Below are 22187 nucleotides of genomic sequence, written 5' to 3' on the forward strand. Positions count from 1 at the left end.
CCGCTCAACGTGGTGAAGGTGTCTGCTTCTTCTCGCCTTCGAACAGTGGGCGCTCGCGGATCAATCCTTCGCCGACGAGATCGAAGAAGGCCCTGACGCGCGCCGTATTCTTCAAATCCGCATGAGTCACGATCCAGAGTTCACCCTCAAGTTCCTTGAGGGGCTCAGATAGTGCTCTTGCCACCCCGGCGTCGTGATCTGCGAGATAGCACGGCATCAGCGCGAGCCCGATGCCGGCCTTCGCTGCGACGAGCTGGTTGACCAGACTGTTTGTCCGATAGACGAAGGCCTTCGATGGCGCGCCGCGCGACAGCCAGTCGGCGGCCCCGATGCCTGATGTTGTTTCCTCCCAGCCGATCAAGGAATGGCGATCGATCTCGGATGGATTCGATAACGGGCCGCCAATTGCCTCGAGATAGGCAGGGGCCGCATAGAGCCCCCACGCGATGGCCGACAGTCTGCGTCCCCAAAGATCGCCTTCCTTCGGACGGATAGGGCGCAATGCGATGTCGGCTTCGCGGCGCGACAGGCTCAGTACGCGGTTGTCGATCATCAACTCCACGACAATGCCGGGGTGAGTCTGCTGGAACGCGGCGAGAAGCGGCGTCAGCCGGCTATAGGCCAGCGTTTCGGACGACGTGACCGTCAGGCGGCCGGACAAACGATGATCGCGACCGGATATGTCGCGATCAAGCGCCAGTGCCTCGTCCTCCATGCGCTCTGCGCCGGCAGCCATCCGCGCACCGGCCTCCGTCGCTTGATAGACGCCGCCTGGAAGCCGTTCGAATAGTCGCACGCCAACCTTGTCCTCCAACGCTTTCAGGCGGCGGAAGGCCGTGGAGTGATCGACGCCGAGTGTTATCGCCGCCGCTGTCAGACCGCCCGCGCGTTGGATGGCGAGCGCCAGCCGAAGTTCGTTCCAATCATCCATGTTGACGAAGATAGCAGTGGGTTTGCTTGCAGTCACGCAAGCGCCGCTGGCGAAATGCCAATGGGACTTGCGTCTGTGCGGGCACTACCTTGCTGGTGCGATAGCGACCCCACGACGGATGCAACGAAAGATCCAACCATGAAACTCTATTACGCCACCGGTACCTGCTCGCTCTCGCCGCACATTGTTGCGAACGAGGCGGGTATCCCGCTTGAACTCGTGCGGGTGGATATCCGGAAGTCGCCCCACGTCACCGAGGCGGGCAGCGACTATTCGGCGGTGAACCCGAACGGCTATGTGCCGGCGCTGGCGCTCGATGACGGCACAGTGCTGACCGAGGGCACCGCGATCGTTCAATACCTTGCGGACCTCAAACCCGAGAGCAGTTTGGCGCCGCTTGCCGGCACACCGCAGCGTGTCGAGCTGCAATCCTGGCTCAACTTCATTGCCACTGAACTCCACAAGATGTTCAGCCCGTGGCTGTTTCACCCCGAATATGGCGCACAGGCGGCAGATGTTGCACGCGTAAAGATCGGAGAGCGGCTGGCATCGGTCGAGCGCCATCTGGCGGCGGGCAGGCCGTTCCTGCTCGGAGAAAACTTCACGGCGGCCGACGCCTATCTGTTCACGATCGTCGGGTGGTCTAACTTCACAGGGGTTAATCTGTCCAACTTTCCGCATCTGCGCGGTTTCATGGCCCGCGTCGAGGCGCGGCCCGCCGTGCAGCAGACCATGCGCGCCGAGAGAATAAAGGTGAGCGCATGACCGTGGGTCAGCCAGACGCATCAGCACTGACGCTCGTCAGCCATCATCTCTGCCCTTACGTGCAGCGAGCAGCCATCGTGCTTGCCGAAAAGGGTGTCCGTTTCGAGCGGTGCTATATCGATCTCGCGCACAAGCCGGACTGGTTTCACGCGATCTCCCCGCTGGGCAAGGTTCCGCTTCTGCTTGTCCGACGCGATGGAAATGACACCGCCGCACTCTTCGAGAGCGCGGTGATCTGCGAATACATCGAAGAGACGCAGATGGGCGTGCGGCTTCACCCATCCGATCCGCTCGAACGAGCCGGGCACCGTGGCTGGATCGAGTTCGGCTCGTCAATCCTCGCGGATTTGTGGGGATTTGAGACGGCCACCGACGCGAACAGTTATGAAGCGAAGCGGAAGATGTTGGCTGGAAAATTCGGTCGCGTTGAGAACGTGCTAACTGCAGCGCCGTTTTTCGCGGGGCAGCACTTCAGTATGGTCGATGCGATCTACGCGCCGATCTTCCGCTACTTCGATGTGTTCGATAGCATCGCTGACACGGAAGTCTTCGCCCAAACACCCAAGGTTCGGGCATGGCGCGCAGCGTTACGCGGACGTCCGAGCGTAGCGAATGCCGTCACGGCCGACTACGCCGACCGGCTGCGCGCATTTCTCGCCGAGCGCGACGCACATCTTCTCAAGATCGCAGCATGAGGCAGCCATGAGCCAGGGCGTCGCATGGCTGCTACTGATCGTGGCCGGGCTTCTGGATGTGGGGTGGGCGATTTCGATGAAATATGCCACGGGTTACACCCGACCGGGCTGGACCATCCTGTCGCTGATTTTCCTCGCCGCGTTCGTCTATCTGCTCGGCCGGGTTCTGGAGGTTTTGCCGGTGGGGTCCGCCTACGCGGTATGGGTCGGGATCGGCGCAGCCGGGACGGTCCTGTTCGGAAGCGTGCTGTTTGGCGAGTCGATGAGTCTGCTGCGCGGCGGCGGGGTCGTCCTCATCGTCGCGGGAATCGTCGCTTTGAGATTTGCGCCGGCATGAGCCGCCACATCAGAAATTCAGTCGATCTTCCGCGCTTCTTCCGGGAGCATGATCGGAATGCCATCGCGGATCGGATAAGCAAGCTTGGCCTGGCGCGAGATCAGCTCCTGGCGGGCGGCATCGAATTCGAGTTGGCCCTTGGTCAGCGGGCACACCAGAATCTCGAGCAGCTTGGCGTCGACGGTGCTTTCGGCACGCTCGATTGGCGGTGTGGTCATGGGTGCGCTCCGGTGATGCGGTCGTTGATCATGGTTATTTATCAGAATTACTGCAGCGGTGGGTCGCCGCTGGTGCGCTTCTTGGCCAGATCCATTTCAGTGACAGCGATCAGGATCTCAGCGCGGGTCTTGAGATCGGGCGCTTCGAGCATCGCCTGTTTCTCGGGCGGACCATAGGGCGACATCATCGCCAGCGCGTTCACCAGGGCCTCGTTGGGAGCCTTGTCGATGCCTTCCCAATCCACTTTCAGGTTGTTGGCCTTGAGGAAATCGGTGAGCACCGCGAGCAGCGCGGCCCGGTCGACATCATCTTCGCCCTTGCGTGCGGTGAAATCGTCGATGAAGGGGAAGTAGTCGACCTTGCACTGCCGATATGCCGTCAGCACCGAGAGTTCCCGCACCACTTCGAAACGGGAAACGCCGGTCAGTTCGAGGATATAGCGGCCGTCACCGGATTCGGCGAGCTGGGTGATGCGCCCGACACAGCCGACTTTGAACAGTGCCGGCTTGGCCTCATCCGGCGAATGCGCCGCATCGGGCTGGATCATGCCAATCAGCCGGTGCCCGTCGCGAAGCGAATCGTCGATCATCGCGAGGTAGCGCTGCTCGAAAATGTTCAGCGGCATCTGGCCGCGCGGCAGCAGCAGCGCGCCCGGCAGCGGAAACACCGGGATCACCTCGGGAAGTTCGGCAGGCCCGCGATAGTCGGCATTGATGGGCATGTCCGGTTCCGATTCGTCACGCGAGGAGAATTACGAGAACAGGATAGTCGATAACCGCCTGCGACCGTCAACGGTGGCCTCATCCGTCGGTCCCCAGGCGTCGAAGAACTGGATCAATTGCTTGCGGGCGCCGTCGTCATCCCATTTGCGATCACGCTTGACGATTTCAAGCAGGTGACCCGTGGCCTCACTGCGTTGATTGGCGCCATTGAGCGCGATCGCAAGGTCGAAGCGGGCCTGATGGTCGAGCGGATTAGCGGCAACCTTCTGTTCCAGTTCGGTGACCGGACCGAGCGCACTGGCCTGTTCGACCAGATCGATCTTGGCCTGCACGGCCTTGACCGCAGCGTCCTCACGCTTCGCGACCGGAACGAGCTCAAGGGTCTGCTTGGCCTGTTCGATGGCGCCGGTCTCGACGTAACAGCGGGCAAGGCCAGCAATGGCGGCGATATTGCCGGCATCGGCGGCAATCACCTCGCCATAGATCGAGGCGGCGGTGGCCGGATCGCCCTCAGCCAGAATCGCTTCGGCTTCCTGAAGCAATTCGGCAGCCGTCGGCTCGGCGCCGGGCATGCCGGCTGTCAGCTTGTCGATGAACGCATTGACCTGGCTCTCCGGAACCGCACCCATGAAGCCATCGGCCGGCTGGCCGTTGACGAAGGCGATCACGGCGGGGATCGACTGGATGCCCATCTGGCCGGGAATCTCCGGATTCTCGTCGATGTTCATCTTGACCAGCTTCACCTTGCCCTTGGCGGCGGTCACGGCTTTCTCGATGACAGGAGTCAGCTGGCGGCACGGACCACACCAAGGCGCCCAGAAGTCGATCAGGACCGGCTGGCGTTTGGATTCCTCGATGACGTCCTGCACGAAGGTGCGGGTGGTCGTGTCCTTGATGAGAGCGGTTGCTGCCTGCGGCGTCGAACCTGCCTGCGGCGCCTGTGCGCCGCCCTGATCCATGATGGTCACGTGAACCTCGCTCGATGTCTGAAAAATTTGGCTGCTTCTAGCATGGCCTGAGCGATTAAATGGCGTCCGTGACAGTAATTTGCAATCCGGTGAAATAGGTCCGGCAGGGACCGATTCGACCCGAGAGGCGACATTTCGCTGTTTTGACCCATTTTCTGGGCAAAATCGGGCTCAAAGGGCCATAAATCGCGATTAACTCGCCGCGATCCGAGATGCAGTCTAACTGTTGCATTCGCCACCGGCATTTGGCATAGGTCTGCGCGTCGGCGGCGAGCAATCGCCGCCTGTCTTCTCGGATGCGGGTGTAGCTCAGTGGTAGAGCACGACCTTGCCAAGGTCGGGGTCGAGGGTTCGAATCCCTTCGCCCGCTCCAGAATTTTCCTGGTTTTTTGGCATCAGTTTTATCGATCACAGGCCGCCGTCCGGCGGCCTTGTCGTTTGTGATCCGCAGGCACGTAGATCCGCCCTGCATCGCTTGAAATCATCGGGCGTTGGGCAGACAATCCACGGGCGAAGCGGGTACGAGACTGACGATGCCGTCGACCACTGATTCCAACCTGGAAATTGCCAAGCGTGCCAATGACGAGGCGCGGGCGGATTTTGCGACCTGGGTGATGATGGCGAAGCTGAAAAGCCTCGACGCGCTGCCGCAGGAAGCCCAGACATTCTATGCGGGCTATCTCGCGCTGCTGGCGCGTGGCAAACAATCCGAGCCAGCCGCGGCCGAAGCCACCATCCAGACTGTCTACCGCAGCTATTACTCCCGCATGGGCGGCACCGGCATCGCGCCCATCATCAAGACGGCTTCGAGATCAAGACCAATGCCCGACGACAACAATAACAATGTCACGCCTTTTCGCCGGATCAAGCCCAACACGCCACCGCCCCCGCGCGAAAAGAAGAAGCTGCCGGTCGCGTTGATCTTCATCGGGTTGATCTTGCTGGCCGTGGCTTGGCGCTATCTCACCAAGGGCAGCCTTTAAAAAACGTAGCAGTGATCGCGCGATGATGCGGTGCGATGCGCCAATTGCATCAGGCTCCTGGAACTAACTTTCAAAATTTTTATCAAGATGTCGTCGTGATGGCGACGTCTTTCATTTGCGCGAGCGTTAGTTGCGCTTTTCACCTGCGACATTTGTGCTAGCATCTCACTGTCTGAGAAAATCACAGACCAATAAAGTTCGTCTCGAACGTTCAATAAGACATAGCAGCCGCAACAAGCTGCACAGGGAGTGACGCGATGAAATCGATGACTGGTCGATCCGTTGTTGCGTGCGCCGCCATCCTCGCTACGGCGATCGGCATGGCCTCGCTCAATCAAGCGAGCGCACAGCAAAAGCTCAAGAGCTACAAATCCGATACCAAGGAATTCTGGACCAATCCGCCGGACGACTGGTTCCTCGGCGACGAGACCGAAGCGCAAAAGGGCCTCGCGCCGCCGTCGGGCCCGCCGACCGGTGCGTCCGATGCCGAACTCGCAGCCATGATGAAGAAGATCAAGCTGCCGCCGGGATTCAAGATCGAGGTCTATGCGTCCGGCGTGCTGGCGGCGCGGCAGATGGCCTGGGGCGATAAAGGCACGCTCTTTGTCGGCTCGTTCGGCCTCGGCAACGTCTATGCGATCACCGACAAGGGCGGCAAGAAAGAGGTCAAGACCGTCATCAAGGGCATGAAGATGCCGACGGGCATCGCCTTCCAGGACGGCGCGCTCTATGTGATCGATATCAACAAGCTGATCAAATACGAGAATGCCGAGGCAAATATCGACAAGCTCGGTGACGGCAAGGTGGTCTATGACGATATGCCGTCATTCGCCGCACATGGCTGGAAGTATCTCGCGCCGGACAAGGATGGCTGGTTCTACGTTCCGTTTGGACCTCCCTTTAACATCGGCATTCCGCCGACCAGCCTGTCGCAGATCCGCCGTGTCGATCCCAAGACCGGCAATGCCGAAATCGTGGCGCTCGGCGTTCGCAACAGCGTCGGCGGTGACGTTGATCCCCGCACCGGCAAATACTGGTTCACCGAAAATGCGCGGGACTGGATCAGCGACGATATGCCGAGCGACAAGCTCAACATGATCTCGAAGCTTGGTGAGCATTTCGGCTATCCGCATTGCCATCAAGGCAACATGCCGGATCCGAAATTCGCCATGGGTCACAAGTGCTCGGAGTTCACGCCGCCGGTGTTGAATCTCGGCGCCCATGTCGCACCCCTGGGGATGAAGTTCTATACCGGCAGCATGTTTCCTGCCGAATACAAGAACAACATCTTCATTGCCGAACACGGCTCGTGGAACCGGCACAAGTATCAGGGCGCACGTATCAAGCGTGTGATCGCCGGGCCGGATGGCAAGAACGCCAAGCAGGAGATCTTTGCCTCCGGCTGGATCGAGGGTGACCAGGGTTATCTCGGCCGCCCTGCCGATATCGTTCTGGCCAAGGATGGATCGCTGCTGATTGCCGACGATTGGGCAGGCGCAATCTATCGCATCAGCTACGCGAAGTAAGTCGCGAATTGCGTGAGGCTGGAGTTGCGTCATCCGCAGCTCCAGCCTCATGTATTCTGGAATGGGAATGTGGCTCATGCATCGTTCTGCAATCGCGGCTGTTCTTGTCTTTCTAGTTCTTGGTTCTGGGTCCAGTCCGGCTGATGCCGCCGATATCGCCGCGGGTAAGGAGAAAGCCGAGCTCTGCAGCGGCTGTCACGGCGAAAACGGCATCTCGCAAATGGAGAACATCCCTTCGCTCGCCGCACAGCCGGATCTGTTTATCCAATGGCAGCTGGTGTTCTTTCGTTCAGGCACCCGCAAGAACGAACAGATGCAGCCGATCTTGGAGCAGATCGACAACAACGACATCCGTAATCTCGGCGCCTATTTCGCCTCGCTGAAGCCGCCGGAGGGCAAAAAGCCCGATGACAATCCGGATCTGTCGGCCAAGGGCGCGCAAGCGGCGGTCGGCCGTCGCTGTGCGTCGTGCCACACGGAAAGTTATGGTGGCACGAAGGCGGTGTCGCGTATCGCCGGACAGCGCGAGGACTATCTCGTCAAGGCGCTGCGCGATTACAAGTCCGGCGTCCGCGCCGGTGGCGGCATGGCAGCGATGGCTGAGGTTGCCTATTCGCTCAGTGAAGAAGAGATCACTGCGCTGGCGCATTATCTGGCGCATCTATGAGGGGAAATCCGTAGCCCGGATTGCGATTGGCCTGATCCGGGCTACGTCCCGATGCTTACGCTACCCGCTGATGCTCATACGCCTTGAGATGCGTATAGATCATCCGCAGTCGCGGCACGGCAACCTTGGCGGCATCGGCGCGGGCGATGACATCGCCGACGATCTGGTCGGCCTCGATCTGCGCCTTGTTGAGGATGTCGCGATACATCGAGGCTGTCATCTTCGAGCCTTCTGCTGTCAGCATGCCCTCGGTGCGTTCGAGGAAGGCTGCCCGCGGTGCGAAGCCGTTGGCCTTGGCGACGCCGCTCATCTCATCGCGCACGCCGAGGATGAAGTCTCGGCCGCCCGGTGCCGCGACGATGTCGCCGACAGCGCCGCGCATCGCGCTGGTGGAGCCGGCGATCGTCGCCAGGAACACCCACTTCTCCCACATATCCTGCATGATATTCTCGGAGGCCGCGCCTCCAAAGTTGCCGGTCGCCATGATCGCAGCGATCGCCTTCACGCGATCTGAACTGCCGCCCTTGCGTTCGCCGAAGCTGAGCACCTGCATCGGCGCCATCTGGACGACCTCGCGCGCCTCGTTGAGCGTCGCTGCAATCTGGCATTGGCCGCCCATGACGTTCTCGGCGCCGAACTTCTTCTCCAGTACGTCGAGATGCTTCATGCCGTTGAGCAGCGGAATGATCGCCGTGTTTGGCCCAACCGCGGGTGCAAAGGACGCGATGGCGTCGTCGAGGTCGAAGGCCTTGCAGCTCAGCAGCACGACATCGAATTTCCCCTTGATCGCATCTGCCTGCACCGTCGGCGGATTCTTCAGGGTCACGTCGCCGTGCGGGCTCTTGATGACAAGGCCGGCGCTTGCCAGCTCACTGGCGCGCTTCGGGCGAACCAGGAAAGTGATGTCATTGCCGGCCTGCAACAGCCTGCCGCCGAAATAGCCGCCGATGGCACCGGCGCCGACCACGAGAATACGCATTGGGATGAGTCCATGTTGGATTGGAACGCGAAGCTGTCAAACAGTAGCCCGTCATTGCGAGCTCTGGGAAAGTTAGCTTGCCAACTTTCCCTTGAGCGAAGCAATCCAGTTCCTTGTCGATGTAGGGCTGGATTGCTTCGTCGCAAGGGCTACCTGCAATGACGGCTGCGAGAAGGTGCTCGCTACCACTTCTCCCCGAACGGGCGAATCTCCAGTTCAAACGTCCAGGCGCTACGCGGCTGCTGATAGAGCTGCCAGTATGACTGAGCGACCGACGCGGGCGGCATCAACAAATCGGGATTGTTGAGCGCCTCCTTGCCCCACATCTGCTCGCGGCGTTCGCGCACCCAGGCAGTGTCGACGCCGCTGTCGATAATCAGATGGGCGATATGAATGTTCTTCGGGCCGAGCTCGCGGGCCATCGCCTGAGCCACTGCACGCAATCCGAATTTGGCCGATGCAAAAGCGGCAAAACCACTGCCGCCACGCAAGCTCGCGGTGGCGCCTGTGAAGAAGATGTTGCCCTGGCCACGCGGCGTCATCAGCCGTGCAGCTTCGCGCCCGGCCAGGAAACCGGAATAGCAGGCCATCTCCCAGACCTTGCGAAACACCCGCTCGGTCGTCTCCAGAATTGGGAAATCGACGTTGGCGCCGACATTGAAGATGCAGACCTCCAATGGCGCGTGCGCATCTGCGTCGTTGAGAAAGGCGGCGATCTCGTCTTCCTTGCGGGCATCGAGCGAGCGCGCCACGATTGTGCCTCCTATGGCCTCGATCTCCGCCACCAAAGGCGCCAGCTTGTCGCCGTTACGGCGCCCGGCGAACACTGTGAAACCTTCTGAGGCAAACTTCTTGGCGATCTCGGCGCCGATATAGTCTCCAGCTCCGATGACCGCGACAGTCGCGTTGCGCTTCTGCATGAAACTCTCCCGTTACGTGCTGGCGCCGGTGATCAGTTCCTCGACTTCGCGCAGTTGCTCCTTGCCGAAGAACATCTGGTTACCCACGAAGAAGGTCGGCGAGCCGAAGGCGCCGCGCTCGACTGCGGTCTGCGTGTTCGCGACCAGCACCGCCTTCACCTCCGGCTCCTGCCCGCGTGCGAACAGTCTTGCGCCATCGAGACCCGACTCCGTCAGCGCTTTGATGGCCACGTCGGGGTCATCCATCTTCTTTGGCTCACCCCACATATGATGGAATGCCGCCTCGACATATTTCTCGAACACGCCGTCAAGCTGTGCCGCGATGGCGACGCGCATCAGGTTCAGCGTGTTGACCGGGAAGAACGGATTCATCGTGTAGGGCTTGACGCTGAAGCGCTTCACGAACCGCTCGGTCTCGATTTGATGAAATTCACGTTTGTTCTTGACGCCGGCATAGGTCTCCGCCGGCGAGCGATTATTGGTCGCCTTGAAGATGCCCCCCAGCAGGACCGGGACGTATTCGAATGTCACGCCGGTGCGCGCTTCGATCGCCGGGATCGCCAGATGGCTGAGATAGGCGTTGGGGCTGCCGAAATCGAACAGGAATTGTGGCGACGTCTTGGTCAAGGCGGTCTCCCGAATTTTTATTGGGTGCAGTGTGGCGCAGCACGTGCGATGCGTCCACATCTTTTATGATGACCGTAATGCTATGGCTTGACGACGCACAGTGTCAGATCAGACGCTGTACGGTCCGTTTGCGCCACACCAGCATGTAATAGCTCATCTGCAGAACAAACATGGCGCAGAAGGTGATGGGGTAAGCGGCCCAGACGCCATCGAGACCGATAGTGCGGCTGAGGATGACGGCCGAGGGCACCTCGATGGCAACGATGGCGAAAACCAGAAGCGCCAATGGTGCGAATACCGTTCCGCTGGCACGCATCATTCCGGAGAAGGTTGTGGCCATGCCGAACAGGACCGAACTCCACAGTACAATGTGAAGCGATCGCTGTGCGAGTTCGAGGACCGCGGGATCGACAATGAAAAAGCTCATGAGGGTGCTGGAGAACAGGTAGGCGATCGCCACCAGTCCGCCGGTCAGGACGACGTTCATCAGCAATCCGGTGCGGACGATGGCGCCGAGCCGGTCGGCCTGGCCGCGGCCGATGGCCTGCGCGCCGAAGATCGAGACCGTAATCGAGATCGAAATGGCCGGAAACTGCACATAGCTCAAAATCTGGTTGACCGCGCCATAAGCGGCGGTCGCGTTGGAGCCGAAGCCGTTGACGAGGCCGAGCAGCACAAGTTCGGCCACCGACATTACGGCCATGCCGATCGCGGAAGGGATACCGATCCGCAACACCTTGCGCAGCAGCGCGGGGTCAAGCCGTATTCTGCGCAGGAGCTCCGCGTCGGGCGCGAGCGCGTGTTTCTTGCGGCGCAGGTACATGGCGAGCCAGAGCAGCGTGAACGCGCTCGACGCGGCCGCGGCGCAGGCAGCGCTGGCCACGCCAAGTCGCGGCAGGCCAAACCAGCCCTGGATCAGCGCCGGTGTGACGGTGAGTCCGATGATGGTGGATAGTGCCAGCGCCCATAGCGGCGTCACGGTGTCGCCGACGCCGCGCATCATCGATGTCATCAGAATGAAGATGAAGGTCGCCGGCATCGCCAGCATCATGATCCGGGCATAGGCGCTGGCCTGGTCGAGAACATCTGCCGGTGTCGCAAGCGCAACCATCATTGGTCGGCTCAACAGGGCGCCGAACACCGCGATGATGACCGCTAGCAGAAGGGCGACAGCGAGAGTCGTGCCGGCCACCGCCTTTACCTTGTGGCGCTCGCCCGCGCCCCAGGCTTGGCCAATCAGCACCGACGCGCCCGCTCCCAATCCCACGACGAAGGAGATGAAGAAAAACATTATCGGAAAGAACACCGATGCCGCCGCGAGCGCATCGACGCCGATCATCTGGCCGACATAGATGCTGTTGATGGTGCCGAACAGCGATTGCAGAATATTGCTCAGCATCATCGGTGCAAGGAAGACGAGAAAGGTCTTCCAGAGGGGCGGAACGTTCGACACGGGCATTTCCTTGGGATGGACGTGACGGCCGATCAGGCCGAGGTCGATTCGGCGCGATCACTGAAGGCAAGCTTGATGATGTGGTCGCGAATATCTTCGGGCCATGGGGCGATCAGGCCGGCAAAGCGTCGCCGGTCGTCAGCGAACAAGGCCCGCGACGCTTCCTCGAAACCGGGCCGGTCGCCCGCCATGGTCGACATGAAGTGATAAGCGGCGTCACGCGCCGCACGAAGCCGATCCCGGTCACCATGGACGCGGCGCGCCTCCTCGACCAGTTTTCGTAATGCGACGGAAGCGCCGCCGGGTTGAGTGCCAAGCCACTCCCAATGGCGCGGCAACAGCGTTACCTCGCGGGCGACAACGCCAAGCTTCGGCCGGCCACGGCCACGTGGCTCGGTGGATGCCTCGGTGGCGGGCTCGGGCGTCGATGGCTGGGGCAGGCGGGCGACGACCTCGCGATGGCTGCCGCGCAAATCGATATCGAGTGACTTGCCGGTGGCGTTGTCGAAAATGACGATCGGATCGGCGATTGCGCCGGTCGCGATCTTGATCGCGATCGCGACCTCGGCCAATGGCCCAGAAGCCAGCAGCTTCGGACCGGCAAAGGCGCTAAACGGAGGAACACTCATTTCAGTCATGGGAATAAGCCCGTCTCATCATCAAGATCGATGCTAATTATACCCGGATAATATATCTGTCAATATTACCCGGGCGATAATTAAGTGCGCCAGCTCGCAAAGGATCGCCATGCTCACTGTCCATCACCTGAATAACTCGCGCTCCCAGCGCGTGCTGTGGCTGTTCGAAGAGCTCGGCACTCCCTATGAGATCATCAGATACGACCGGCAGCCCAACATGCTGGCGCCGCCGGAGCTGCGGGCGATCCATCCGCTCGGCAAGTCGCCTGTCATCACCGATAGCGGCAACACGATCGCCGAGTCCGGTGCGATCGTCGAATATCTCGTCAAAACCTACGGCAACGGCCGGCTGATTCCGCCTGACAACACACCGGAGCGCCTGCGCTTCACCTATTGGCTGCACTACGCCGAGGGATCGGCGATGCCGCCGCTCCTGTTGAAGCTCATCTTCATGATGCTGCCGAAGCGCGCGCCGCTGCTGATGCGTCCGGTGGTCAATGCCATCGCTGCGAAAGCGCTGAACACGTTGGTGGATCCGCAGCTCAAACAGCATATGGCCTTCTGGGAAGGCGAGCTGTCGAAGAGCGAGTGGTTCGCCGGCAACGAATTCACCGCCGCCGATATCCAGATGAGCTTCCCGCTCGAAGCGGCCTCCGCGCGCGCCGGGCTGGAGCAAGGACATCCCAAGGCGATGGCGTGGCTCGCGAAGATCCATGCGCGGCCCGCCTATCAGCGTGCGCTGGAGAAGGGCGGGCCGTATTCGGTGGGGCGCTAGACCGCGGGGAAGCCGAACAGCTTCTGCGGATTGTTCGTGAGGATACGATTGCGCGTCGTCTCATCCGGCACCCACTCTGCAAGCAGGTCGAGCAGATCACTTACGCCCATCATCACATCCCAGTTCGCCACATGCGGCCAGTCGGAGCCCCAGATGCAACGATCCGGATTGGCGGCGACCAGCTTCTGGGCGAAGGGAATCGTATCGCTATAGGGCGGGCCACCCTGGATGCTGGTGCGATAGGCGCCGGACAGCCGCACCCATGCGCCGTCACGAACGAGTCCGACCAGAGCGTCGAAGCCCGGATCGTTGATGCCGCGTGAGGTCGGGAAGTGTCCCATGTGGTCAACGAGGAATGGCACCGGCAGTTTCGCAAAGCGTGAGGCGAGAGCCGGAATATCCTTGGCATCGATCAGGAATTGCAGATGCCAGCCCATCTCGCGGCAGAGCGACGCGTAGTCCTCAAGCTGCGCGAAACCCATCCCGCCGCCATAAAGCACGTTGAGCCGAAGGCCGACGACGCCGGCTTCTTTCAGCGCGGCCTTCTCCTTCTCGGGGCAATCCAGCCCGATCACGGCGATGCCGCGCAGCCGCTGGCGATTGGCGGTGAGCGCGTCCACCAGCAGGCGGTTGTCGGTGCCATGCACGCTGACTTGCGTTAGCACGCCGTAAGTCATGCCGGTCGCATCGAGCATCGATAGATAAGATGCCGCCGTGGCCTCCGGCGGCGTGTAGCTCCGCCCGGCGACGAACGGATAGTCCGGCGGCAGACCGATCACATGGGCATGCGTATCAACGGCACCACGCGGCACGGTGAACCGTGTCGCGCTGCGCTGGGTCGGTTGCGGCCCCGGGCAAGCCCGGGGTTCGCTGGGGGATGAATCAGGCGTCTGCATAGAGAATACGTCCGCGGGTTTCAGGCAACGCATAGGCTGCGAGGAAGAACAGGCCGTAAGCCAGCACTGCGAAGATCGCGATGGCATTGCCGAGGCTGGTGGTGTTGGACAGAGCGCCGACCAGGAACGGGAACAGAGCGCCGATACCACGGCCGAAATTGTAGCAGAAGCCCTGACCAGATCCGCGCAGACGTGTTGGATAGAGCTCCGTGAGGAACGCGCCCATGCCGGAGAAGTAGCCCGACGCAAAGAAGCCGAGCGGAAAGCCGAGGATCCACAGCACTTCGTTGGTGAGCGTCACCTGTGTGTAGATCAGGATGACTGCGATGGCGCCGAGCGAGAAGGTCAGGAACAGGTTGCGCCGACCGATGCGGTCGGCGAGCCATGCACCGACGAGATAGCCGATGAAGGAGCCGACGATCAGCGCCGAAAGATAGCCGGTCGATGAGACGATCGACAGCTTGCGCTCGGTGGTGAGGAAGCGCGGCACCCAGAAGGTGATGGCGTAATAGCCACCCTGGCAACCGGTCGCAGCAAGCGACGCAAGGATCGTGGTCTTCAGCATCGGGCCGGCAAAGATTTCGCTGAGCTTGGGCCGATCGCCGCTGGCGTTCTGCTTGGCCCGGGTCTCCGCGGCGATGACCGGCTCTTCGACGTAGCGGCGCAGATACAGCACCAGCAAAGCCGGCAGTGCACCGATGGCGAACATCCAGCGCCACGCCGTCTCTGGTGGAAGCCATGAGAACAAGACCGCTTGTGACAGCACGGCGAGACCCCAGCCGATCGCCCAGCCGGATTGCACCGAGCCGACAGCACGGCCGCGATATTGCGGACGGATGGCTTCGCCCATCAGCACTGCGCCTGCGGCCCATTCACCGCCAAAGCCAATGCCGAGCAGTGCACGCGCCACCAGCAGCTGATCGAAATTCTGCACGAAGGCACAGATCAGCGAGAAGAACGAGAACCACAGGATCGTCAGCTGCAGCGTGCGGACGCGGCCGATACGGTCGGCAAGATAACCGCCGAGCCAGCCACCGATCGCGGAGGCAAGAAGTGTCACGGTGCCAGCGAGGCCGGCAGTACCGGGATCGACCTTCCACATCACGATGATGGTGCCGATCACCAGCGGATAGATCATGAAGTCCATGCCATCGAGTGCCCAGCCTGTGGCGCAGGCCCAAAACGTGCGGCGCTCCGGTGGGTTCATATCGCGATAGAAGGCCAGAAGGCTGGTGTCTTCGATTTCCGCGCGCTCAATGGCGCCGGGATCGGTTGGTCGGTTGCCGCTCATGATTGTTTCCCCCGTTTGTCATCTTGGTTCGGGGGGCGCTCACCCGCGCGCCCCTGGGAGCACCGGATATGTCATTGGACGTCAGTACCCAGATGCCTCAGCGCCACGCGTACGCGGATCAGGGGCACCAAGCAAGCCGTCTGGCGTCACCAGAATAGAGTTAGCCGAAGTCTGGCCCATCGGCTCAACCACCTTGTGGCCCATGGCACGCAGGGCATTGAGGGTCTCTTCGCTAAAGCCGCGTTCGATGCGGACTTCATCGGGCAGCCACTGGTGATGCAGGCGAGAGGTCGCGACGGCCGACATCACATCCATTCTGTAGTCGATCACATTGACGATCACCTGCAGCACTGTCGAGATGATGCGGCTGCCGCCGGGCGAGCCGGTGACCAGCACCGGTTTGCCATCCTTTAGAACGATGGTCGGCGACATCGATGACAGTGGCCGCTTGCCTGGGCCGGGCAGGTTGGCTTCGAAGCCGACAAGTCCATAGGCATTGGATGCGCCGGGTGCGGCGGTGAAGTCGTCAAGCTCGTTGTTGAGCAATACGCCGGTGCCGTCGGCGATCAGGCCAACACCATAACTGAAGTTCAGCGTGTAAGTGTTGCTCACCGCATTGCCGGCGCTGTCGACCACCGAATAGTGGGTCGTATTCTGTCCTTCGCGCGGCGGTACGGCCGAGAGGGCGTCGGTCCACGGCGTTGCCTTGTTGGGATCGATCGAGGCGCGCTGCCCGGTAGCGTAGTCCTTCGAAGTCAGCGTCGCGATCGGCGCGTTGACAAAAGCGGGATCGCCCAGATAGCGCGCGCGATCCGCATAAGCACGCTTCATGGCCTCGACCAGCAGATGCAGCGACGGTGCGGAGGCTTGCCGCATCTCGCCCATCGGGAAGCCTTCGAGAATATTCAGTGTCTCCAGCAGCACCGTTCCGCCGGATGATGGCAGCGGCATTGAGATGATGTCGTAGCCGCGATAGCTGCCGCGGACCGGCGTGCGAACCACGGGCTGATAGGTCTTGAGGTCGTCTGCCGTGAAGATGCCGCCTGCCGCATTGATGCCGCTGACCAGCTTCTCGGCGACGGGGCCTCCATAGAAGCCGCGCGGTCCCTGTGTGGCAATCGCTGTGAGTGTTGTTGCGAGGTCTGTCTGGATCAACCGGTCGCCGTCGCGCAGCGAGGTGCCGTCGTCACGCGAAAAGATCTTCTTCGTTGCCGGCCAGCGCACCAGGCGCCTGTGCCAATCCGGCAGTGTATCCGCACCATCGTCAGTCAGGATGAAGCCGTCGCGCGCCAGCACAATCGCGGGCTGTAACAGATCCGACAATGTGAACTTGCCCGAGCCGTATTTCTCCAGCGCCAGCGCAAGTCCCGCCACCGTGCCGGGGATGCCGATGCCCAAAGCTGAATCGCGGGATTTCGCGGTGTCCGGTTTGCCGTCGCTGCCGAGAAACATGGTGCGGGTGGCAGCGGCCGGCGCGGTCTCGCGATAGTCGATGGTGACGTCTTCGCCGGAGGCTGTGTGGATCACCATGAAACCGCCGCCGCCGATATTACCGGCGCGCGGATAGGTGACAGCCATGGCGAAACCGCTCGCAACAGCCGCATCGATCGCATTGCCACCGCGCGCCATGACATCCGCACCCACCTTGGCGGAGATCTTCTCCTGGGCGACGACCATGCCATGCTTGGCAGCGATGGGTTTGAGCGTGCCTGACGGTGCGGGGGTATAGATGTCACGCGCCTGCTGCGCGTTTGTCGATGCCGGGACGACGAGTATAAATGCGAGTGCTGCGACGCACGTACAACGCAGGAAAGCAAACGGTGCCATCGATCACTCCGGCTGACAGCGGACATGATCGCATCGCCGTCTCGAATGCTATATGGCTTGTGAAACGTACGAGACAACACTCTGTGATTCGCGGGGGGATACCACGCATGGCGGTCGCCGCCGCTTCATCAGCCTCTGTGACAGCGGCGCCAAAGACCTATCCACCGCGCTCTGCGGTGATCAGCTGGATGTTTTTTGACTGGGCGGCCCAGCCTTACTTCAGTCTCATCACCACCTTTGTTTTCGCGCCCTATTTCGCCACGCGCGTGGCATCCGATGCGGCCACGGGACAATCGCTGTGGGGTTTCGCTACTGCTGCGGCCGGGTTGATCATCGCGCTGGCATCGCCGATGCTTGGCGCGATTGCCGACGCGAGCGGCCGCCGCAAGCCTTGGATCGCAAGCTTCGGTGCGATCTTCGTGATCGGCGCCTGCATCATGTGGATCGGCAAGCCCGGCGATCCCGCTATCATCCTGCCGCTGCTGATTGCCTATGGCTTGGCGACCATCGGCGTGGAATTTGCCACCGTGTTCAACAATGCGATGATGCCGACGTTGGTGCCGCCGGATAAAATCGGCCGCCTGTCCGGTTCGGGCTGGGCGCTCGGCTATGTCGGCGGCATTCTCAGCCTGATCATCGTGCTCGGCTTCATGGCTGCGAACCCGACCACTGGGCGCACATTGTTCGGTCTGGTCCCGATCCTCGGTCTCGACCCCGCGACGTTCCAGGGCGATCGCATTTCGGCGCCGCTGTCGGGCCTGTGGTTCGTCGTCTTCGTGCTGCCGATGTTTCTGCTGACGCCGGATTTTCCTGCAAAGGTTTCGCCCGGTCACGCCGTGCGTGCAGGTCTGACCGATCTCAGGCACACGCTAAGCGATCTGCCGAAGCATCGCTCGATGATGGCATTCCTGATAGCCAACATGATCTACACGGACGGGCTCGTGTCGCTGTTTGCTTTCGGCGGCATCTATGCGGCCGGCACGTTCGGCTGGAATACGATTCAGATCGGCACATTCGGTATCATCCTGGCCATTGCCGGAACGTTCGGCGCCTTCATTGGCGGAAAACTCGACGATGCGTTCGGACCAAAGCGTGTGATCACCGGCAGCATCCTGCTGCTGCTGATCTCGATCATCGCGATCCTGCTGATTGATCGCGAAACCATCTTCTTCATCAAGGTCACGCCGCCGGTGCCCGGTGGCGGTCTGTTCGCGGCGCCTGCGGAGAAGGCCTATCTTGCGCTGGGTTGCCTGATCGGCATGGCGGGCGGTCCGCTGCAGGCGGCATCGCGCACGCTGTTGATCCGGTTGGCACCGCAGGATCGCATCGCGCAGTTCTTCGGTCTGTTCGCGTTGACAGGGAAGGTAACGTCCTTCATGGGGCCGCTATTGATCGGCCTCGTCACCGCAGTCACCGCCAGCCAGAAGGCTGGCATGGCAGTGCTGGTGCTGTTCTTTGTCGGAGGCCTCGGTCTGCTCGCGCGCGTGCGGGAAGCCTGAGCCTCGAAAGTCTCAGTGCTTGAAGTGGCGGACGCCGGTGAACACCATTGCGATTCCGGCGTCATCCGCCGCCTTGATCACTTCATCGTCGCGGATCGAACCGCCTGGCTGAATCACGGCCGTGGCTCCGGCCTCGATCGCCACCAATAGTCCGTCGGCGAAGGGGAAGAACGCATCTGATGCGACGACCGATCCTTTGGTCATAGGCTCGGCGAGTTTCAGTTCGGCAGCAGCATCTTGCGCCTTACGTGCGGCAATCCGAGCGGAATCGACCCGGCTCATCTGGCCTGCACCGATACCGACGGTGGCAAGGTTTTTCGCGTAAATGATCGTGTTCGATTTGACATGCTTGGCCACACGGAATGCAAATTTGAGATCGCGCAATTCAGCTTCCGTCGGCTGCCGTTTGGTAACCGGCTTTAGGATCATGTCATCGACCACCGCGTTGTCACGGCTCTGCACCAGCAGGCCGCCGGCCACCGTCTTGTAGGTCAGGCCCGGCGCGCGGGGATTAGGCAGACTGCCTGCCAGCAGCAGGCGGATATTCCGTCGTTTGGCGATGATGGCGATTGCTTCTTCGGTGGCGTCCGGCGCGATGATCACCTCGGTCAGGATCTCGGTGATGGTCTGCGCGGTCTCCGCGTCCAGCGTGCGGTTCATGGCAATGATGCCGCCGAAGGCCGAAGTAGAATCGCAGGCCAGTGCCTTGCGATAGGCGTCGATCAGGTTGCTGCCTTCGGCCACGCCGCAGGGGTTGGCGTGCTTGACGATGACGCAGGCTGCGGTGCGCTTTGGATCGAACTCGGCGATGCATTCATAGGCCGCATCGGTGTCGTTGATATTGTTGTAGGACAGTTGCTTGCCCTGCACCTGCCGCGCCGAGGATACGCCGGGGCGGAGTTCGGGTGTGCGATAGAATGCAGCGGTCTGGTGCGGGTTCTCGCCGTAACGCAGCGCTTCGACGAGCTTGCCGCCAACAGCCCGGAAATCCGGCGCATCGATTTTCAACTGATCGGCAAACCAGTTCGAGATCGCGGCGTCATAGGCCGCAGTGCGGGCATAAGCCTTGGCTGCCAGACGGCGGCGCAGCGTTAGCGTGGTCGCGCCCTTGTTGGTGGCGAGTTCGTCGAGCACCGACTGATAGTCCGACGGCTCGACGACCACGGTGACGTCGTCGTGGTTCTTGGAGGCCGCGCGGATCATTGCCGGACCGCCGATGTCGATATTCTCGATACAATCCTCATAGGAGGCGTTCTTCGCAACGGTCTCCTCGAACGGGTAGAGGTTCACGACGAGCAGATCGATCTGCGAAATTCCGTGATCCTTCATTGCCTTGGCGTGTTCGGCATTGTCGCGGATCGCGAGCAGGCCGCCATGAACCTTGGGATGCAGCGTCTTGACCCGGCCATCCATCATTTCCGGGAAGCCGGTGAGGTCGGACACGTCCGAGACCTTCAGGCCCGCCGCAGCGATCGCCTTGGCGGTACCGCCGGTGGAAACGAGGTCGATGCCGTGGGCAGACAGCGCGCGAGCAAATTCGATCAGCCCGGACTTGTCGGAAACGGACAATAGAGCGCGAGTAACCTTGCGCGGATGGTCGGTCATGATGCGTATCCCGTGGGAGAAGGACGCCGCGTAGCATGGTTTCGCGGTGCAAGAAACTGCAAGGGCTTGCATGCCAGCAATTTCGTCGTGAAGGCCTGATTTACAACGGCAATTCCGGCTCGCGGCGGGCGTTGCGGCGGGCCGTGGTCTGCGACGGCGAGGAGGCCGAGCGGGCAAAACTCCAGCGGATGCTGGAGGTCTGCTGGGCGTTCTGGTGGATCACGATCTGGGCGGTTCGGCGCGGTCCGTCATTGCCGGCCAGGAACACGCTGTCCTCCAGCTCGACCTTGTCGTCCAGCGCCTCGAAGGTCCAGACGTCGCGGTTCGGCAATACCAGCATGACGCCGCGGGCGTCGCTGAGCCGGCTGGCCTTTACCGACGGGTGCAGATGGAAGCGCAAGGCGTAGTCGGTATTGCTGCCTTTGAGCCGCGCGCCGGGCGCGGCCGCAACGATGTCCTCGCCCTCAAGTTTCGACCCGTCCTCGGAGATCATCAGCACGCGCCGATGCGTGACACCGAAGCGTGGGTGATAGCCGTCATGCGCGGTGGTCAGGATGGTGCCGTTCGAGGTGATCTCGCGATAGCTCTCCACCACATGCGGGCCGTTGACGATCGGGGCGCCCTGCAGAAACTTCTTCATCGCGCTGCGTTCGACGAACTGGCACGACGAGGTGTTGTGATAGGTCATCGTCGAATGCGCGGGCGTGCCGCGCGCGAAAGCGCGCCAGTTGTCGCGCCCGGTCGACGGCATGCCGCAATTGATGACGATGCGGCTCGGGCCGGACGACAGTTCGAACGACAACGTACCGGCATGGGCGTCGTGGCTCACACTGGACGGTGGTGGCGGGCCGGTGTCGATGATCACGGTCATCTGACCGGCCTCGAGACGCTGGAAGCCGGTATGCGGCATATGCGCCATCGGCACGCCGTGCGTGTCGTCATAGGCCAGCAGCGTCGCCAGCAGATGCGATGGCGCATTGCTCATACCGTTGAACAGTGCGAACGAGCCGTCGCCATGACGGAAGAATCGCAGCATCGGCATCATGCGATCGATCGCATTCAGTAGCGCCGGCGGTGGCGCGATGTTGCGGGCGGCAAAGGTCTGCCGCAGCGGCAGCAGATCGATCAGCAATTCGATCAGCGCGCCGGGGTTGCGCGAGATATGTCCGCCATCGGGCAGGATCTGGCGCTGCAATTCGTCGGAGAGTTTGCGTGTGGCGGTACGGATGTGGCGCGCCTGATTGGCGAGGCAGAGGGATGCGTAACACAGCGCAATCAGTACCTGCAGCTTTGGCACGCCGTCGGGTGCATGTGACAGCGCGTAGCGTAGCGAGCGGATCTCGCGGCTGAGCGAGCGCAGATAGCGGCGATAGAATTTGCCGTCGGTATCGCCGAGTACCAGCGGTGCCTGCGATAGCAGCGAGATCACACGGCGGGCGATGACGTCGGCGCGGCGGCCGACAGGGCGCTTGCGCGATGTATTCGACATCCAGTCGTCGATCAGCGAGCGCGCATTGGCGCGGGTGATGGCGGTGTCGGCGGCGCGCAGATGGCGGAGCCAGCCAAAGCCGAGCAGTGAAACTTCCCAGTCCTCCGATGGCGGTTCCAGATCGAAGATCGAGCGACCGTGGCAGGTGACGATCTTGCCGGCGAAGACGAAGCGCCCGGCATAGATTTCGGCGGCGCGGGTGGCGTCGGTGGTGCGCAGGTCATGCGGAGCGATGATCAGGCGATCAGTGCGTCCGGGCCAGAGCCGGGCCAGCGCCGCCGATCCACCGGACGCGCGCGACATAGCGCTCCGCGCGAAGCGGCCGAGGATCAGCCCCGAGATACGTCTGCGATGTGCGACCACGCGCGCCTTGAA

Annotated in this window: 22 protein-coding genes and 1 tRNA gene; 9 read left to right on the plus strand and 14 right to left on the minus strand. The window is 61.6% G+C overall.

The window, feature by feature from the left end:
- Positions 1-4 precede the first annotated feature (4 nt).
- On the minus strand, positions 5-967 hold the full coding sequence (locus LPB73_RS25850; RefSeq protein WP_231078653.1) for a LysR family transcriptional regulator: 963 nt from the start codon (positions 965-967) through the stop codon (positions 5-7).
- Positions 968-1069: 102 nt separating this feature from the next.
- On the opposite strand from LPB73_RS25850, the gene gstA reads away from it, so the two are divergent.
- From gstA to LPB73_RS25865, 3 genes are read left to right on the plus strand one after another with little or no spacing between them, the layout of a single operon-like run.
- Complete coding sequence (gene gstA, locus LPB73_RS25855) at positions 1070-1696, plus strand: glutathione transferase GstA (protein ID WP_231078654.1); 627 nt, start codon at positions 1070-1072, stop codon at positions 1694-1696.
- A complete protein-coding gene (locus tag LPB73_RS25860) occupies positions 1693-2391 on the plus strand; it encodes a glutathione S-transferase family protein (RefSeq protein WP_231078655.1) in 699 nt (232 codons plus the stop codon). The genes gstA and LPB73_RS25860 overlap by 4 nt, the downstream gene beginning before the upstream one ends.
- Before the next feature lie 7 nt (positions 2392-2398).
- Positions 2399-2728 (plus strand): DMT family transporter, encoded by a 330-nt coding sequence (locus LPB73_RS25865; protein ID WP_231078656.1) that lies wholly within the window; start codon positions 2399-2401, stop codon positions 2726-2728.
- A 17-nt stretch (positions 2729-2745) separates the two neighbouring features.
- On the opposite strand, the gene LPB73_RS25870 is transcribed toward LPB73_RS25865, so the two are convergent.
- From LPB73_RS25870 to trxA, 3 genes are read right to left on the minus strand one after another with little or no spacing between them, the layout of a single operon-like run.
- Positions 2746-2946, minus strand: coding sequence for a Trm112 family protein (locus tag LPB73_RS25870; RefSeq protein ID WP_068730204.1), 201 nt, complete (start codon positions 2944-2946; stop codon positions 2746-2748).
- A gap of 47 nt (positions 2947-2993) precedes the next feature.
- A complete protein-coding gene (locus tag LPB73_RS25875) occupies positions 2994-3668 on the minus strand; it encodes an LON peptidase substrate-binding domain-containing protein (protein ID WP_089263165.1) in 675 nt (224 codons plus the stop codon).
- A 30-nt stretch (positions 3669-3698) separates the two neighbouring features.
- Positions 3699-4637, minus strand: coding sequence for a thioredoxin (gene trxA, locus LPB73_RS25880; RefSeq protein WP_414716828.1), 939 nt, complete (start codon positions 4635-4637; stop codon positions 3699-3701).
- A gap of 298 nt (positions 4638-4935) precedes the next feature.
- Here trxA and LPB73_RS25885 point away from each other — a divergent pair.
- The 4 genes from LPB73_RS25885 to LPB73_RS25900 all read left to right on the plus strand — a co-directional run bounded on the left by LPB73_RS25885 (position 4936) and on the right by LPB73_RS25900 (position 7813).
- A tRNA-Gly gene (locus LPB73_RS25885) sits at positions 4936-5010 on the plus strand.
- Between the two features lie 160 nt (positions 5011-5170).
- On the plus strand, positions 5171-5620 hold the full coding sequence (locus tag LPB73_RS25890) for a hypothetical protein (RefSeq protein ID WP_170849625.1): 450 nt from the start codon (positions 5171-5173) through the stop codon (positions 5618-5620).
- A 257-nt stretch (positions 5621-5877) separates the two neighbouring features.
- On the plus strand, positions 5878-7146 hold the full coding sequence (locus LPB73_RS25895; RefSeq protein ID WP_120287658.1) for a PQQ-dependent sugar dehydrogenase: 1269 nt from the start codon (positions 5878-5880) through the stop codon (positions 7144-7146).
- A gap of 76 nt (positions 7147-7222) precedes the next feature.
- On the plus strand, positions 7223-7813 hold the full coding sequence (locus tag LPB73_RS25900) for a c-type cytochrome (RefSeq protein ID WP_175369328.1): 591 nt from the start codon (positions 7223-7225) through the stop codon (positions 7811-7813).
- 55 nt (positions 7814-7868) lie between these two features.
- Here LPB73_RS25900 and panE read toward each other — a convergent pair whose 3' ends face one another.
- The 5 genes from panE to LPB73_RS25925 all read right to left on the minus strand — a co-directional run bounded on the left by panE (position 7869) and on the right by LPB73_RS25925 (position 12430).
- On the minus strand, positions 7869-8792 hold the full coding sequence (panE, locus tag LPB73_RS25905) for a 2-dehydropantoate 2-reductase (RefSeq protein WP_231078657.1): 924 nt from the start codon (positions 8790-8792) through the stop codon (positions 7869-7871).
- A gap of 182 nt (positions 8793-8974) precedes the next feature.
- Positions 8975-9712 (minus strand): SDR family oxidoreductase, encoded by a 738-nt coding sequence (locus LPB73_RS25910; RefSeq protein ID WP_231078658.1) that lies wholly within the window; start codon positions 9710-9712, stop codon positions 8975-8977.
- Between the two features lie 12 nt (positions 9713-9724).
- A complete protein-coding gene (locus LPB73_RS25915; protein WP_231078659.1) occupies positions 9725-10339 on the minus strand; it encodes a 2-hydroxychromene-2-carboxylate isomerase in 615 nt (204 codons plus the stop codon).
- A 103-nt stretch (positions 10340-10442) separates the two neighbouring features.
- Positions 10443-11798 (minus strand): MATE family efflux transporter, encoded by a 1356-nt coding sequence (locus tag LPB73_RS25920; protein WP_231078660.1) that lies wholly within the window; start codon positions 11796-11798, stop codon positions 10443-10445.
- A gap of 26 nt (positions 11799-11824) precedes the next feature.
- Positions 11825-12430, minus strand: a complete 606-nt coding sequence (locus LPB73_RS25925) for a DUF2239 family protein (RefSeq protein ID WP_231078661.1) — start codon at positions 12428-12430, stop codon at positions 11825-11827.
- A 109-nt stretch (positions 12431-12539) separates the two neighbouring features.
- Between LPB73_RS25925 and LPB73_RS25930 the strand changes: the two genes are divergently transcribed.
- The gene (locus tag LPB73_RS25930; RefSeq protein WP_231078662.1) at positions 12540-13205 is read left to right on the plus strand and encodes a glutathione S-transferase family protein; all 666 of its coding nucleotides are present in this window, start codon (positions 12540-12542) and stop codon (positions 13203-13205) included.
- Here LPB73_RS25930 and LPB73_RS25935 read toward each other — a convergent pair.
- The 3 genes from LPB73_RS25935 to ggt all read right to left on the minus strand — a co-directional run bounded on the left by LPB73_RS25935 (position 13202) and on the right by ggt (position 17219).
- Positions 13202-14101, minus strand: coding sequence for an amidohydrolase family protein (locus tag LPB73_RS25935; RefSeq protein ID WP_231078663.1), 900 nt, complete (start codon positions 14099-14101; stop codon positions 13202-13204). The two genes, LPB73_RS25930 and LPB73_RS25935, sit on opposite strands and share 4 nt — an antisense overlap.
- Positions 14088-15392: an MFS transporter gene (locus LPB73_RS25940; protein ID WP_089263183.1), complete on the minus strand. Its 1305-nt coding sequence runs from the start codon at positions 15390-15392 to the stop codon at positions 14088-14090. The genes LPB73_RS25935 and LPB73_RS25940 overlap by 14 nt, the downstream gene beginning before the upstream one ends.
- Positions 15393-15473: 81 nt before the next feature.
- Complete coding sequence (gene ggt / locus LPB73_RS25945; protein WP_231078664.1) at positions 15474-17219, minus strand: gamma-glutamyltransferase; 1746 nt, start codon at positions 17217-17219, stop codon at positions 15474-15476.
- 107 nt (positions 17220-17326) lie between these two features.
- Between ggt and LPB73_RS25950 the strand changes: the two genes are divergently transcribed.
- Positions 17327-18718: an MFS transporter gene (locus LPB73_RS25950; protein ID WP_231078665.1), complete on the plus strand. Its 1392-nt coding sequence runs from the start codon at positions 17327-17329 to the stop codon at positions 18716-18718.
- A 12-nt stretch (positions 18719-18730) separates the two neighbouring features.
- On the opposite strand, the gene purH is transcribed toward LPB73_RS25950, so the two are convergent.
- Complete coding sequence (gene purH / locus LPB73_RS25955) at positions 18731-20323, minus strand: bifunctional phosphoribosylaminoimidazolecarboxamide formyltransferase/IMP cyclohydrolase (protein WP_231078666.1); 1593 nt, start codon at positions 20321-20323, stop codon at positions 18731-18733.
- A gap of 100 nt (positions 20324-20423) precedes the next feature.
- Positions 20424-22115: a heparinase II/III family protein gene (locus LPB73_RS25960; protein ID WP_089263676.1), complete on the minus strand. Its 1692-nt coding sequence runs from the start codon at positions 22113-22115 to the stop codon at positions 20424-20426.
- Positions 22116-22187 lie beyond the last annotated feature (72 nt).

This window comes from Tardiphaga sp. 37S4 (assembly GCF_021044645.1).
In the GTDB taxonomy this organism is placed as follows: Bacteria; Pseudomonadota; Alphaproteobacteria; order Rhizobiales; family Xanthobacteraceae; genus Tardiphaga; species Tardiphaga robiniae.